The sequence below is a fragment of the Pseudomonas sp. BF-R-01 genome (assembly GCF_019946615.1).
GTDB classification, from domain to species: Bacteria; Pseudomonadota; Gammaproteobacteria; order Pseudomonadales; family Pseudomonadaceae; genus Aquipseudomonas; species Aquipseudomonas migulae.
The window spans coordinates 41,854-55,821 of record NZ_JAGYFX010000013.1; the positions used below are offsets into that span (position 1 = coordinate 41,854).

12 protein-coding genes and 2 pseudogenes are annotated in these 13,968 nt (G+C 59.7%); 9 read left to right on the forward strand and 5 right to left on the reverse strand.

Annotation, left to right across the window (positions count from 1 at the left end; genetic code table 11):
- Positions 1-16 precede the first annotated feature (16 nt).
- The 5 genes and pseudogenes from KGB27_RS07885 to KGB27_RS31535 all read left to right on the forward strand — a co-directional run bounded on the left by KGB27_RS07885 (position 17) and on the right by KGB27_RS31535 (position 6,150).
- A complete protein-coding gene (locus KGB27_RS07885) occupies positions 17-943 on the forward strand; it encodes a sugar ABC transporter substrate-binding protein (protein WP_223553828.1) in 927 nt (308 codons plus the stop codon).
- 70 nt (positions 944-1,013) lie between these two features.
- Entirely contained in the window at positions 1,014-2,579 is a 1,566-nt protein-coding gene (locus KGB27_RS07890) for a sugar ABC transporter ATP-binding protein (RefSeq protein ID WP_008039108.1), read from the forward strand.
- Between the two features lie 56 nt (positions 2,580-2,635).
- A complete protein-coding gene (locus tag KGB27_RS07895) occupies positions 2,636-3,658 on the forward strand; it encodes an ABC transporter permease (protein WP_008039101.1) in 1,023 nt (340 codons plus the stop codon).
- Positions 3,659-4,269: 611 nt separating this feature from the next.
- Positions 4,270-5,292, forward strand: a pseudogene (locus tag KGB27_RS31530) (HAMP domain-containing protein); the annotation flags it as partial.
- A gap of 102 nt (positions 5,293-5,394) precedes the next feature.
- On the forward strand, positions 5,395-6,150 hold the full coding sequence (locus KGB27_RS31535; RefSeq protein ID WP_411736698.1) for a methyl-accepting chemotaxis protein: 756 nt from the start codon (positions 5,395-5,397) through the stop codon (positions 6,148-6,150).
- 61 nt (positions 6,151-6,211) lie between these two features.
- On the opposite strand, the gene chrA is transcribed toward KGB27_RS31535, so the two are convergent.
- From chrA to KGB27_RS07915, 3 genes and pseudogenes are all read right to left on the reverse strand, one after another.
- On the reverse strand, positions 6,212-7,570 hold the full coding sequence (gene chrA, locus KGB27_RS07905) for a chromate efflux transporter (RefSeq protein ID WP_008039094.1): 1,359 nt from the start codon (positions 7,568-7,570) through the stop codon (positions 6,212-6,214).
- Positions 7,563-7,697 (reverse strand): annotated as a pseudogene (locus KGB27_RS07910) (chromate resistance protein); the annotation flags it as partial. The pseudogene KGB27_RS07910 and the gene chrA, both read right to left, overlap by 8 nt.
- Before the next feature lie 19 nt (positions 7,698-7,716).
- Positions 7,717-8,634, reverse strand: coding sequence for a LysR family transcriptional regulator (locus tag KGB27_RS07915; RefSeq protein ID WP_008024727.1), 918 nt, complete (start codon positions 8,632-8,634; stop codon positions 7,717-7,719).
- Between the two features lie 278 nt (positions 8,635-8,912).
- Here KGB27_RS07915 and KGB27_RS07920 point away from each other — a divergent pair, with 278 nt between their 5' ends.
- Positions 8,913-9,677, forward strand: coding sequence for an SDR family NAD(P)-dependent oxidoreductase (locus KGB27_RS07920; protein ID WP_223553832.1), 765 nt, complete (start codon positions 8,913-8,915; stop codon positions 9,675-9,677).
- A gap of 45 nt (positions 9,678-9,722) precedes the next feature.
- Here KGB27_RS07920 and KGB27_RS07925 read toward each other — a convergent pair whose 3' ends face one another.
- The gene (locus KGB27_RS07925) at positions 9,723-10,625 is read right to left on the reverse strand and encodes a helix-turn-helix domain-containing protein (protein WP_223553835.1); all 903 of its coding nucleotides are present in this window, start codon (positions 10,623-10,625) and stop codon (positions 9,723-9,725) included.
- 154 nt (positions 10,626-10,779) lie between these two features.
- Between KGB27_RS07925 and KGB27_RS07930 the strand changes: the two genes are divergently transcribed.
- The 3 genes from KGB27_RS07930 to KGB27_RS07940 all read left to right on the forward strand — a co-directional run bounded on the left by KGB27_RS07930 (position 10,780) and on the right by KGB27_RS07940 (position 12,380).
- Positions 10,780-11,220 carry a DoxX family protein gene (locus KGB27_RS07930; RefSeq protein WP_008024732.1) on the forward strand — a complete coding sequence of 147 codons (441 nt, stop codon included), beginning with the start codon at positions 10,780-10,782 and terminating at the stop codon, positions 11,218-11,220.
- 149 nt (positions 11,221-11,369) lie between these two features.
- On the forward strand, positions 11,370-12,107 hold the full coding sequence (locus KGB27_RS07935; protein WP_223553838.1) for an SDR family oxidoreductase: 738 nt from the start codon (positions 11,370-11,372) through the stop codon (positions 12,105-12,107).
- Between the two features lie 15 nt (positions 12,108-12,122).
- A complete protein-coding gene (locus tag KGB27_RS07940) occupies positions 12,123-12,380 on the forward strand; it encodes an Atu4866 domain-containing protein (protein ID WP_223553840.1) in 258 nt (85 codons plus the stop codon).
- A 186-nt stretch (positions 12,381-12,566) separates the two neighbouring features.
- Here KGB27_RS07940 and KGB27_RS07945 read toward each other — a convergent pair whose 3' ends face one another.
- Complete coding sequence (locus KGB27_RS07945) at positions 12,567-13,958, reverse strand: aldehyde dehydrogenase family protein (protein ID WP_223435203.1); 1,392 nt, start codon at positions 13,956-13,958, stop codon at positions 12,567-12,569.
- Positions 13,959-13,968 lie beyond the last annotated feature (10 nt).

Sequence of the window (13,968 nt, forward strand, 5' to 3'; positions counted from 1 at the left end):
TGGAGAAAGACTTTTCATGAAGACCAAGATCCGTTTTGCCTCACTTGCCCTGTCCCTGATGGTCGCCAGCGGCGCTGTGCTGGCCGATGTGAAGATCGGCGTCAGCATGTCCCAGTTCGATGACACCTGGCTGACCTACCTGCGTGAATCCATGGACAAGAAAGCCAAGTCATACCCTGACGGCGTCCAGCTGCAATTCGAAGATGCCCGCAGCGACGTGGTCAAGCAACTGAGCCAGGTCGAAAGCTTTATCAGCCAGAAAGTCGATGCCATCGTGGTCAACCCGGTGGATACGGCCGCAACCAAAAAAATCACTGAAGCCGCCGTGAAGGCCGGTATTCCGCTGGTCTACGTCAACCGCCGCCCCGATGACCTGAACCTGCCCAAAGGTGTGGTGACTGTCGCTTCCAACGACCTGGAGGCCGGTGAAATGCAAATGCAGTACCTGGCCGACAAGATGGGCGGCAAGGGCGATATTGTGATTTTGCTGGGTGACCTCGCGAACAACTCCACCACCAATCGCACCAAGGGCGTCAAGGAAGTACTGGCCAAATACCCGAACATCAAAATCGAGCAAGAGCAGAGCGGTATCTGGCTGCGGGATAAAGGCATGACCCTGGTCAACGACTGGCTGACCCAGGGCCGCAAGTTTGACGCGATCGTCTCCAACAACGACGAAATGGCCATTGGCGCCGCGATGGCCCTGCAACAGGCGGGCGTCGAAAAAGGCAGTGTGTTGATTGCGGGTGTCGATGGTACGCCGGACGGTTTGAATGCCGTGAAGAAAGGCTCGCTGGCGGCTTCGGTGTTTCAGGACGCCAAGGGGCAGGCCGACGGTTCCATCGATACTGCAGTGAAAATGGCGAAAAACGAGCCGGTCGAGTCGGCTGTCTGGGTGCCGTTCCGCCTGATCACACCGCAAAACGTTGACCAGTTCAAATAGTCCGTCCGTTCAATAACAACAATAAGTACGCAAGGTGGCGAGCGCGACCTTGCTGATGGAGTACCTGATCATGTTCGCTTCAGCGACTGCTTCGAGCACCCCTTTGAAAGGTGCCCAGCCCACTGCAACACCTGTCGATGAGCCGTACCTGCTGGAGATCGTCAACGTCAGCAAGGGTTTTCCCGGTGTAGTGGCGTTGTCCGATGTGCAGCTGCGGGTGCGCCCCGGTTCCGTGCTGGCGCTCATGGGCGAAAATGGCGCCGGCAAGTCCACCCTGATGAAAATCATCGCCGGCATCTACCAGCCAGACGCCGGCGAACTGCGCCTGCGGGGCAAGCCGGTGGTTTTTGAAACGCCGCTGGCGGCGCTTCAGGCCGGGATCGCAATGATCCACCAGGAACTCAACCTGATGCCGCACATGAGCATCGCCGAAAACATCTGGATTGGCCGTGAGCAGCTCAACGGCTTCCACATGATCGACCACCGGGAAATGCACCGCTGCACGGCGAAATTGCTGGAGCGCCTGCGGATCAACCTCGACCCCGAAGAGCTGGTCGGCAACCTGAGCATCGCCGAGCGGCAGATGGTCGAGATCGCCAAAGCCGTGTCCTATGACTCCGATATCCTGATCATGGACGAACCGACTTCGGCCATCACCGACAAGGAGGTCGCTCACCTGTTTTCGATCATTGCCGACCTGAAAAGCCAGGGCAAAGGCATCATCTATATCACCCACAAAATGAACGAAGTGTTCGCTATCGCCGATGAAGTGGCGGTGTTCCGCGATGGCGCCTACATAGGCCTGCAGCGGGCCGACAGCATGGACAGCGACAGCCTGATTTCGATGATGGTCGGTCGTGAGTTGAGCCAGTTGTTTCCGGTGCGCGACGAGCCGATTGGCGATCTGTTGCTGTCGGTGCGCGACCTCAAGCTGGATGGCATCTTCAAAGGCGTCTCTTTCGACCTGCATGCCGGGGAGATCCTTGGCATTGCCGGGTTGATGGGCTCCGGACGGACCAACGTGGCCGAAGCGATTTTCGGCATTACCCCGAGCGATAGTGGCGAGATTCGCCTCGATGGCGAAGTGGTGCGCATCAGCGATCCGCACATGGCGATCGAGAAGGGTTTCGCACTGTTGACCGAGGATCGCAAGCTCAGCGGCCTGTTCCCATGCCTTTCGGTACTGGAGAACATGGAAATGGCGGTGCTGCCGCACTACGCCGGCCACGGCTTCATTCAGCAGAAAGCCTTGCGGGTGTTGTGCGAAGACATGTGCAAGAAGCTGCGGGTGAAAACCCCTTCACTGGAGCAGTGCATCGACACTTTGTCCGGCGGCAATCAGCAGAAGGCCTTGTTGGCGCGCTGGCTGATGACCAACCCGCGAATCCTGATTCTCGACGAGCCGACCCGCGGTATCGATGTCGGCGCCAAGGCCGAGATTTACCGACTCATCTCCTACCTCGCCGGCGAAGGCATGGCGGTGATCATGATTTCCTCGGAACTGCCGGAAGTGCTCGGCATGAGCGACCGGGTGATGGTCATGCACGAGGGCGAACTGATGGGCACCCTCGACCGCAGCGAAGCGACTCAGGAACGAGTGATGCAACTGGCCTCGGGCATGTCCTCGGTTCATTAATGATGCGGGTGGTGGCTACGGCCGCCGTCGATGACGCAATAGAAAGGTGAGTGGCTATGAACGCGATACTGGAAAACAAACCGGCAGCGGCACCGGCCAAGAGTCGCCGGCGCTTTCCGACCGAGCTGAGCATCTTCCTGGTGCTGATCGGGATCGGCCTGGTGTTTGAAATGTTCGGCTGGATCGTGCGCGACCAGAGCTTCCTGATGAACTCCCAGCGGTTGGTGTTGATGATCCTGCAAGTGTCGATCATCGGCCTGCTGGCGATTGGCGTGACCCAGGTGATCATCACCACCGGCATCGACCTGTCGTCGGGCTCGGTGCTGGCCTTGTCGGCGATGATCGCTGCCAGCCTGGCGCAGACCTCGGATTTCACTCGGGCGGTCTTCCCGTCGCTGACCGACTTGCCGGTGTGGATTCCAGTGATTGTCGGGCTCGGCGTCGGGCTGCTGGCGGGGGCAATCAACGGCAGCATCATTGCCATCACCGGGATTCCTCCGTTCATTGCTACCCTGGGCATGATGGTCTCGGCCCGTGGCCTGGCGCGTTACTACACCGAAGGCCAGCCAGTGAGCATGCTGTCGGATTCCTACACGGCGATCGGTCACGGTGCGATGCCGGTGATCATTTTCCTGGTGGTGGCGGTGATCTTCCACATCGCGCTGCGCTACACCAAGTACGGCAAATACACCTACGCCATCGGCGGCAACATGCAGGCGGCGCGCACGTCGGGTATTAACGTCAAACGCCATCTGGTCATCGTCTACAGCATCGCCGGGTTGCTGGCGGGGCTGGCGGGCGTGGTGGCTTCGGCCCGTGCCGCCACCGGGCAGGCCGGGATGGGCATGTCCTATGAGCTGGATGCGATTGCCGCAGCGGTCATCGGCGGCACCAGCCTGGCGGGCGGGGTGGGGCGCATCACCGGCACGGTCATCGGCGCACTGATCCTTGGGGTGATGGCCAGCGGGTTCACTTTCGTCGGGGTCGATGCCTACATCCAGGACATCATCAAGGGCTTGATCATCGTGGTCGCGGTGGTCATCGACCAATACCGCAACAAGCGCAAACTCAAGCGCTGACATTGACTGCAAGCAGCGGGGGCCAGCTCTGGCTCTCGCTGCCATGTCCGTTGCCGCCTTGTCTCGCAAGCCGCGCATGTGGAGGTCGGTCAGGTAGTGATTCAAGTAGAGATAGTCTGTCGCAAAATTTTACACAGGGGCCCTCTGTCTGCGGCGAGGAGGTTCCAATTTTCTTATTAAGTAATTGTAATTTAAGGATTTTATGTCTTTGGCGTGAAAAGTGCTGGTGATTGATGTCAGGGGGCCAGTACTGCTTGCTGAGCTGACCCGATCCACGTTGCCGTCGGGTTCCGTCGTCAATGCGCGCATCGTCGGACCTCAACCAGTATCTCCGCACAAGGACTGCTTCAATGCCTCTTGACCGACTTTCCATCCAATGGAAGATCACCTTGCTGACCGGCTTCTGTCTGGTGGCTATCGTTGCCATGCTCATCGGCATCTCGCTCTACCGCATGGGGGCCGGGACCACGCTGGTCAAGGCGAGCAGTGCGCAGATGCTCGAAGCGTCGGCCCGCGAACGCATGCAAGGGGAGGGCAAGGTTCAGGCGTTGACCATCCAGCGTTACTTCATGTCGGCCTACCAGGATGGCCTGAACTTATCTCGCGAAGTAATGCGCCAGCGTCGCCAGGCGCAGAAACTGAATCTGGACGGTCAGGCCCTGCGTGATTCGCTCAACCAGCAGATCAAAGAGGCGTTGCAGGCCAACCCGCAACTGCTCAGCCTCTACCTCGTGTTCGAACCGGATACGCTGGGCGGCGACGATTCCGCCTTTGCCGGCCGTGCCGAAACGGGCAGTAACGAACAAGGCCGTTTCGCCACTTACTGGGCACAGCGCGGTGCAAGCCTGAACACCCTGGCAGTGACCGAAGACATGATCAGCGACGCCACGCCCATGCTCGACGGCAGCCCTTTCAATACCTGGTTCAACTGCCCCAAGCAAAGCCTTAAGCCCTGCTTGTTGAATCCCTACTTCGATGACGCTTCGGGGCAGAAGACGCTGATCACCACCTTGACCTTTCCGGTCATCGAGAACGGTCGCATGATCGCGGTGGTCGGCATGGACATCAGCCTGAGCAATCTCCAGCAGTTGGCGACGGCGGGCAGTCAGGGCCTTTATCAGGGGCAGGGCGCCATCAGTATCCTCAGCCCGGCCGGCTTGCTGGCCGGTCACAGTGTGGACGCCGGCCTGCTCGGCCAGAGCCTGTCCAAGGCCTACCCGGGCGAAGCGGCCGAGCTGCTGGACTTGCAACGCCAAGGGCAGGGGCATGAGCAGCAGACGAACGACCATTTGCAGGTGCTGGCACCGCTGCAACCCATTCCAGATGCCAAGCCCTGGGCCGTGTTGCTGGACGTGCCCATGACGACCCTGCTGGCGCCGGCCATGGCCTTGCAGAACGATCTGGACGTGCGCAACACCCAGGGAACCTGGCTGGAGCTGCTGCTCGGGATAGCCGCCGCCATCGCCGGTCTGCTCCTGGTGTGGCTGACCGCGCGCGGCGTGACCCGACCGATCCTTGGGGTCGCCAGCATGCTCAAGGACATCGCCAGCGGTGAAGGCGACCTGACCCGTCGCCTCGACTACTCGCGCAAGGACGAGCTGGGCGAACTGGCCGGCTGGTTCAACCGCTTCCTCGACAAGCTGCAACCGGTGATTGCCGACGTGAAGCGTTCGGTGCAGGACGCCCGCAGCACCGCTGATCAGTCCGCGGCGATCGCCAGCCAGACCAGCTCCGGCATGCAGCAGCAATATCGCGAAGTGGACCAGGTGGCCACGGCCTCCAACGAGATGAGCGCCACCGCCCAGGATGTCGCCCGCAGCGCGGCGCAGGCCGCTGAAGCGGCGCGTGGTGCCGACCTCGCCACCCGCGAAGGCCTCGGCATCATTGGCCACACCACCAGCGCCATCGATGCTCTGGCTCGCGACATGAGCAGTGCCATGGCGCAGGTCGAAGGCCTGGCGGCCAACAGTGAACAGATTGGGTTGGTGCTGGAGGTGATCCGCAGCATCGCCGAGCAGACCAACTTGCTCGCCCTCAATGCCGCCATCGAAGCTGCGCGTGCCGGTGAAGCCGGACGTGGCTTTGCGGTGGTTGCCGACGAGGTGCGCAACCTGGCCAAGCGGACCCAGGACTCGGTGGAGGAAATCCGTCAGGTCATCGAAGGTTTGCAGAAGGGGACCCGCGAGGTCGCCAGTTCAATGAACAGCAGCTACCAGCAAGCACAGGGCAGCGTCGTCCACGTTGAACAGGCGGTCGCCGCCTTGCGTCGAATCGGCGAGTCGGTATCGGTCATCTCCGACATGAACCTGCAGATTGCCAGCGCCGCCGAGGAGCAGAGCGCCGTGGCCGAAGAGATCAATACCAACGTGGCGACCATCCGTGATGTCACCGAGTCCCTTTCGGGGCAGGCCGAGGAATCGGCCCAGGTGAGCCAGGCGCTGAACCGCCTGGCCAACCATCAGCAGGGGCTGATGCAGCAATTTCGGGTTTAGTCTGTTCAGGGCGTGGGTGAAGGCCATTTATGCGATTCACCCTCGCATTCCTTGCACCAGGCTAACGCAACAGATGCACGGTCAAACCGACGAGCGCGCAGGCCATCAGCACCTGAATGACGCCCCGCTTGAAGCGGAACAAGGCAACCGCCGCCGCAATCGCGATCAGCGCGGAGGGCCAGTCCAGGTTGCCGCTGAAGCCTGTTGGCCAAAGCACGTGATAGCCGAAGAAGCACGCCAGATTGAGGATCACTCCAACCACGGCGGCTGTTATGGCGGTAAGCGGTGCCGTGAACTTGAGTTCGTTGTGGGTCGACTCCACCAGCGGGCCACCCGCGAGGATGAACAGGAACGAGGGCAGGAAGGTGAACCAGGTCACCAGCGAGGCCGCCACGGCCCCGGCCAGAAACACCTGATCGGCTCCGAACACTTGCGAGACATAGGCGCCGACAAAGCCGACGAAGGCCACGACCATGATCAGCGGCCCCGGTGTGGTTTCCCCCAGGGCCAGCCCGTCGATCATTTGTGTCGGGGTCAGCCAGCCATAGTGTCCGACCGCGCCCTGGTAGACATACGGAAGCACGGCATACGCACCGCCAAAGGTCAGCAACGCGGCTTTGGTAAAGAACCAGCTCATTTGAGTCAAGGTGCCTTCCCAGCCGAAGAGGAGGGTCAAGATGCCCATCGGCAATGCCCAGAGCGTGGCGCCGATAAGTGCGAGCGACGCCAGTTTCAGCCAGTTAAAACGGGCATGCTCAGGGGTGGGGGTGTCGTCATCGATCAAGGCTGGCCCGAAGGATTTTTTGGCGGAACCATGGCCCCCGGTCCTGAACTTCTCGGGCGCCAGGCGCCCTCCGACATAGCCGATCAAAGCGGCGCTCAGCACGATCAGCGGGAATGGAACGTTGAATGCGAAGATCGCGGTAAATGACGCCGCCGCTATCGCCCACAGCCAATTGTTCTTCAGTGCCCGAGAGCCGATCCTGTGTGCCGCTTGCACCACGATGGCCGTCACGGCGGGCTTTATCCCATAGAAGAGCCCGGCCACCACGGGCATTTCGCCGAACGCGATGTACATCCACGACAACGCAATCAGGATGAACAGCGAGGGCAACACAAACAGTGCGCCTGCAATCACTCCTCCCCATGTCCGATGCATCAGCCAGCCAATGTAGGTCGCCAACTGCTGAGCCTCAGGCCCGGGCAGCAACATGCAGTAGTTGAGGGCATGCAAAAATCTGCGCTCCGAAATCCAGCGCCGCCGTTCTACCAACTCCTGGTGCATGATCGAGATCTGTCCTGCCGGCCCGCCGAAACTGATGAAGCCGAGCTTTAGCCAGAACCAGAACGCCTCACGCAAACTGACCGGCTGAGGCCTCGACAGATTCTCGTCAACGTCCAATGTGGAAACCTTACTCATCGGGTTGTTCCTCTTTCACAAATTCGTCGAGCAGGCCGTCGAAGATGGCGCTTGCCGCAGCGAGCAAGTAGTCGTCATGGGAAATGGATTCACGCAGCCCTGCCAGCACCCGTTCGAGAGCTGATGCAGGCAGGGCGAAATCGTCCTCAAGCGGCGCTATCCAGCACCGAGCCTTGTTGTACGAACCGGTCGATCAACCACCTTGCCGCAGGGCCCGGTGGCAGATCCGTACGGTAGATGACGTCGAAGGTATATTGGCCGCTTTTGTATTCCGGTATGTTCAATTGCACGAGCCGGCCGCTCTCCAGATCTTCCTGGACCATCGGCAACGGCATGTTCCCCCAACCGATGCCTTCACGCAGCAGCATGTGCTTGGCACCCAGGTCCGCCAGGCGCCAGGTGCGGTTACTGAGCACGGCGAAATCCTTGCCTTTGGTCAGAAGCGAGCGATCGGACAGCACCAGTTGCGTGAACTCTCGCCCGGCACCGGGCACATTCGAGTCGCTTGAAGCCAGTGGATGATTCGGGGCTGCCACCGGAATCAACTCCACGCTGCCGACGCCAATTCTTTCGATACCGTCGATGCCTTCGTTCATCGGCCCACTGACGCCGACGATTGCACCACGGTTGATCACCAGTTCCGTGACGGCGCCGAGCGCTTCCATATGCAAGTGCAGGGCAACCGTAGGAAATTCTTCGCGAAAGGATTTGAGTGCGTCGACCACGCGCTCCGGGGGAAGCATCACATCGAGCACCACGTGGACTTCGGCTTCAAGCCCCTGAAGCAGCCCTTTCACTTTGGCGCGTAAACCATGAATGCCATTGGCGATGGTCCGGGCTTCGGCCAGGACGGTGCGGCCGGCGTCGGTGAGCTGCGGCTTGCGTGTGGTCTGACGGTCAAACAGCGACACGCCGAGCTGCATTTCCAGGTTGGCAATCGAGTAGCTGATGACCGAAGTGGCTCGATGCAGCTTTCTGGCAGCCGCTGCAAAACTGCCAACTTCAACGACCGTCAGGAACACGCGCAGTTGGTCCAGTGTCGGTGTTCCGGGATCAGAAATCATGCGTGTTTCCTCGAACGTAATGGTCAATATTATCCCGGTATTGCTAACCGTTTCATCAGCATGGATCGCCTGCCCGGCTTGCGCTTTCAACCCGACCCTCAGGGAAACTGAAACGCCAGACAGATAAGCGCAAAGCCCCGACAGGGTGAGCAAGGCTCCTAAAGAGTGGCGGGTCGCAATCGGCGACAGTTGAGTCGTCGATTGCGACACCCCCATACGTTCAGGCGTATGCGCAGCGGCTGGAATTATTCAGCTGCGCTCTTAACAGGAGAAACAAGATGACTGATTTCATTCCTACCCCCAACGAGATCGCCGGCAAAGTCGTGATTGTGACGGGCGCCGCCAGCGGTATCGGCCGTGCCATCGCCGAGCTGTTTCATGCCCGTGGCGCCAGGATCATAGCCGAAGACATCAACCCCGAAGTGAATGCACTTGAGCGCCCGGGGCTGGTGCCTTTGGTGGCGGATATCACGGTCGATGGCTCGGCTGAACAGGCTGTAGCACTGGCCGTTCAACACTTCGGCAAGCTCGATGTGCTGGTCAATAATGCGGGACGGATCATCTACAAGCCTCTGGTCGAGATGACCCGCGAGGACTGGAGCTGGCAGATGGAGACAAACGTGACGGGTGCATTTCTCCATTCCCGCGAAGCGGCGAAAGAAATGATGAAGAAAAAGTCAGGCGCTATCGTCAATATTGCCTCCTATGCCTCTTACTTTGCCTTCCCCGGTATCGCGGCCTACACCGCGTCGAAAGGGGCACTGGCGCAGCTGACCCGGACCCAGGCGCTGGAGGCGATAGAACACGGAATCCGGGTCAATGCGATTGGCGTGGGTGACGTGGTCACCAATCTGCTCAATCACTTCATGGAAGACGGCCCGGGTTTCCTGCAAGAGCACGGGAAATCCGCCCCCATTGGCCGTGCCGCCTCGCCCGGGGAGATCGCCGAAATCGTGGCATTCCTGGCCTCCGAGCGCGCCAGTTTCATTGTCGGCTCGGTGGTCATGGCCGATGGCGGCATGAGCATTCCCGTGGGCAGTTGATGGGTCGGTTGTACCTGCGGCACGGTGCACGCCGTGCCGCGTTTTTCATTTGCGGTAGTGACTGGGCAGGACGCCGACTTCCCGTTTGAACGCTTGAGAGAAATGGCTGGCGCTGCTGTACCCGACTTCCAGTCCGGCATCGATGATGCTCATGTCGGTTTCAATCAGCAGTTGCCTGGCTTTGGTCATTCTCAACCTGATGAAGTAGCGCGAGGGTGAAAGCCCCGTGGCGCGTTTGAACAGGCGGCTGAAGTGGTACTCGCTCATGCCGGCTTCGTCGGCCAGGTCACCCAGACAAAACGCCTCACTCAATGACCTCTCCATCGCGTTCAGCACACGCTTGAGCTTGAAGGCCGGCAGGGCGTTGCGCTGCACGATGTTGTCCGCTTGCGTATCAAGGTACCGGCGCGCCAGATGCACGGCGATGCACTGGGCGATGCCTTGCATCAGCAGTGGGCTGGATTCTCCCTGGGTAGTCAGTTCAACTCTGAATTGTTCGAACAGCACTGACAGCGCTTCATCTCGACCGCCGGATATTTCCCGCAGGCAAATCGCACCGGTGACCTCTTTGTGGGTTTCCTGGATTGCACGTTCAAGCAATGGCAGACCGAGGTAAATGTGCATCACCACGAAGGGCTCCGCACTGTTCACGTGCCAGCGCATTTCGTAGGGCACAGCACTGGTGGTCAGGAAAAAATCACCCTTTTTCACCTCACTCGCCAGCCACTCTTTGCCGGGCTCCCGTTCTTCAATGGTGGCGCTCCCGCACAGCACCCAGACAATCAGCGGTTCAGCCACGGCGGGAACGACAAAGCTCTGTTCAATCCTTTCCCGGGTAAAGATCTGCACCAGCACATCGTTGGAAAAAACATCTTCGGAGGCGGCCAGGCGCTGACCGCGAATGTGCGATTCCAGGCCTGTTGCAGAGGTTCGCTCAACGATTTGCACGATTGAACTTCCTGTTGATGGGGGGATTTACTTGCCTATTTATTCGAATCTAATGATCTAAATTAGTCGGCTATTCAGAGGAGAGGGCAAGACGCAAAATTTCTTCACAGCAGCGATTCATGGCGAGTCGCACAAACTTTGAAGGAAATACCTCATGACTACTTCTGCAAACATCGCTCATTCCACCGGCTCTGAACAGAGCCGCCGCGACGTGACCCAAGCCTCGGCTTCGTTGATCGGTCGCGTACTGCTCAGCGCAATCTTCATTCTCTCCGGTTTTTCGAAACTGGCCGCTCCCGCGATGATGGTCGGCTACATCAGCTCCGTGGGTCTTCCGCTTCCGGAACTGGCGCTGGCGTTGGCGATCATTGTCGAAGTCGGTGGTGGCCTGGCACTGATCGCCGGTTACCGCACTCGCACCGTTGCCGCTGTACTGGCCGTGTTCAGCGTATTTACCGCACTGGCTTTCCATAACGCACTGGGCGATCAAAACCAGTTCATCCACTTCTTCAAGAACATCGCGATGGCTGGTGGCCTGTTGCAGGTCGTGGCCTTCGGTGCCGGTCGCTTCAGCCTCGACGCTCGCCGTCGTTGAACCGGTAAGTCGCAGCCCGTTATCCCGACAGGATCAGGCAAGTTGTCAGAAGGATCTGACTAACTGGCTGCCCACCGTTATCCCTAATCTGGACTGGCAGCGAGACACCACTCTCGCGTCACCAGCCACTCAAGTGAGGGATTAGGGTCATGTCGAATATCTCGAAAAAAGTCGTTCTGATTACGGGCGCGAGCAGCGGAATAGGCGAGGCGACAGCGCGCCTGTTGGCCAGTAGCGGTGCACATGTCGTGCTCGGGGCACGTCGTACGGAGCGCCTCGAAATGCTCTGCGCGCAGATCAATTCCAGCGGGGGAAGTGCCCACTTCCAGGCATTGGATGTCACCCGTCTGACCGAGGTACAAGCATTCGTGGATTTTGCATTGAACCTGCATGGCCGGGTCGACGTATTCGTCAATAACGCCGGGGTCATGCCGCTGTCGAAACTCGAGGCGCTGAAGGTCTCGGAATGGGATCAGATGATCGACGTCAATATTCGTGGCGTCTTGCACGGTATCGCGGCAGGTTTGCCGTTGATGCAAAAACAGAAATCAGGCCAGTTCATCAACATTGCATCGATTGGCGCCTACACCGTCAGCCCAACGGCGTCGGTCTACTGCGCGACGAAGTTTGCAGTGCGCGCCATATCTGAGGGATTGCGTCAGGAGGTCGGCGGGGACATTCGTGTCACGGTGATTTCACCCGGCGTAACCGAGTCCGAGCTGGCCGAGAGCATTTCCGATGAAGGCGGGCGTGCCGAGATGCGCGAGTTCCGCAAGATCGCCATCCCGGCAACGGCCGTCGCTCGCGCTATCGCTTACGCCATCGAACAGCCTGCCGATGTGGATGTCAGTGAGCTGATTGTCCGCCCGACTGCCAGCGCGTACTGAACCGAGGACTTGAACATGACGGTAGAAAAATCCGCTGATCAGGACAAATACGTCGGTATGTGGGTCACGGCAGACGGGCTCATCCGCCATGAGCTCTTGCCGGGTGGCCGATACGATGAAGCCCGGGGCCGGAAGGCGAGTGCCTACCAGGGGCGGTATTGGCTGGAAGGTGACCACATCGAGTACGTCGATGACACCGGGTTCACGGCTGATGGCGACTTCCGCGACGGGATTCTGTACCACGCGGGCATGATTCTTTATCGCGAGGTGTAGAGGCCCGGCAGCGCGATGCCAAGGCCTGCCACGGCGGCCTTGCGCAGCGGCGTCGCCACGTGCACCCGTCCGCTGGGCTCGTTGCTGCCCGTCATCAGCTGCCGCTTATGAAGCGGCAGCTTTTTTATGCCTTGAAGGCTCCACAAAATTCACCTGGAGCCAGCTTTCAAGGCTTCATCCCTGCACTTAGTGACGATCCAGCCACACCGTCTGCGCGTTGCAGAATTCCCGCACGCCGAAGTGTGAAAGCTCGCGACCAAAACCGCTCTTCTTTACGCCGCCGAAGGTGACGCGCGGATCGGAGGCGCAGTAACCGTTGATGAACACACCACCGGTTTCCAGTTCGCCGGCCATCTGTTGGGCACGTTCTACGTTGCCGGTGTAGATAGTCGCAGCGAGGCCGAATTCACTGTCATTTGCCAGTTCCAGCGCGTGGGCGGCATCGCGTGCGGTGATGATCGACGCGACCGGGCCAAACAGTTCCTGCTTGAACGAGGTCATCTGGTCGGTAACATCCGCGAAAACCGTTGGCTCGTAGAAGTTGCCGGGGCCTTCTGCTTTCTTGCCACCCAGCAACAATGTCGCGCCTTCTTCCAGGGTATCGCGCACTTGTTGATCCAGTTCATCACGCAGATCAAAGCGGGCCATCGGGCCGACGTACGTGGTGGCGGCGAGTGGATCACCGACCACCAGTTTGCGCGTGGCTTCGACGAACTTGCGTGTGAACTCCTCGACGATGCCTTGCTCGACAATCAGGCGTTTGGCCGCTGCGCAGACTTGCCCGGTGTTTTGATAGCGGCCAATGACGGCGGCTTTCACCGCATCGTCGAGGTCGGCATCGTTGAGCACGATAAAGGGGTCGGAACCACCGAGCTCCAATACACATTTTTTCAACGCTGCACCGGCCTGCGCGCCGATGGCCATGCCGGCTCGCACGCTGCCGGTGAGGGTCACCGCTGCAATGCGTGAATCTTTGATCGCCGTGGAAACGCCGTCCGGCGTGACGTTGATGACTTCGAAAACCCCTTCAGGGAATTCGGCTTGCTTGAAGGCATCCAGCAACAGGTAAGCGCTGCCCATCACGTTTGGTGCGTGTTTGAGCACGTAGGTGTTGCCGGCGAGCAGTACCGGAACGGCGCCACGTAGTACCTGCCAGATCGGGAAGTTCCACGGCATTACCGCGAGAATCGGGCCGAGCGGGCGGTATTCAATGCGCGCTTTCCCGCCCTCAACCAGTGTCGGTTCAGCGTTGAGCATGGCCGGGCCGTGCTCGGCGTACCATTCGCAGAGCTGCGCACATTTTTCGATTTCGCCACGGGCCTGACTGATCGGCTTCCCCATCTCCAGGGTGATCATGGTTGCCATTGCTTCTGCGTTGTTGCGCAAGACGTTGGCCAGGGCGATCAGCCGTTGCGCGCGTTGCGCCACCGGTGTGCCGCGCCAGACACGAAACCCGGCCGCAGCGCGTGACAGTGCGGATTGCAGTGCCGCATCGGATTCAAAAGGGTAGTGGCCGATCTGCTCGCCGTTGGCGGGGTTGATCGAAATGGCATGGGTGAGGCTGGAAACATGGGTCATGGCACCGTCC

What these genes read in the sequence shown, in the direction of transcription:
- KGB27_RS31535 (WP_411736698.1), top strand. Translation starts at nt 5,395, where the DNA reads ATGCAGCAGCAATATCGCGAAGTGGACCAGGTGGCCACGGCCTCCAAC.
- KGB27_RS07885 (WP_223553828.1), top strand. Translation starts at nt 17, where the DNA reads ATGAAGACCAAGATCCGTTTTGCCTCACTTGCCCTGTCCCTGATGGTC.
- KGB27_RS07930 (WP_008024732.1), top strand. Translation starts at nt 10,780, where the DNA reads ATGACTACTTCTGCAAACATCGCTCATTCCACCGGCTCTGAACAGAGC.
- KGB27_RS07920 (WP_223553832.1), top strand. Translation starts at nt 8,913, where the DNA reads ATGACTGATTTCATTCCTACCCCCAACGAGATCGCCGGCAAAGTCGTG.
- KGB27_RS07940 (WP_223553840.1), top strand. Translation starts at nt 12,123, where the DNA reads ATGACGGTAGAAAAATCCGCTGATCAGGACAAATACGTCGGTATGTGG.
- KGB27_RS07935 (WP_223553838.1), top strand. Translation starts at nt 11,370, where the DNA reads ATGTCGAATATCTCGAAAAAAGTCGTTCTGATTACGGGCGCGAGCAGC.
- KGB27_RS07945 (WP_223435203.1), bottom strand. Translation starts at nt 13,958, where the DNA reads ATGACCCATGTTTCCAGCCTCACCCATGCCATTTCGATCAACCCCGCC.
- KGB27_RS07895 (WP_008039101.1), top strand. Translation starts at nt 2,636, where the DNA reads ATGAACGCGATACTGGAAAACAAACCGGCAGCGGCACCGGCCAAGAGT.
- KGB27_RS07915 (WP_008024727.1), bottom strand. Translation starts at nt 8,634, where the DNA reads ATGATTTCTGATCCCGGAACACCGACACTGGACCAACTGCGCGTGTTC.
- chrA (WP_008039094.1), bottom strand. Translation starts at nt 7,570, where the DNA reads ATGAGTAAGGTTTCCACATTGGACGTTGACGAGAATCTGTCGAGGCCT.
- KGB27_RS07890 (WP_008039108.1), top strand. Translation starts at nt 1,014, where the DNA reads ATGTTCGCTTCAGCGACTGCTTCGAGCACCCCTTTGAAAGGTGCCCAG.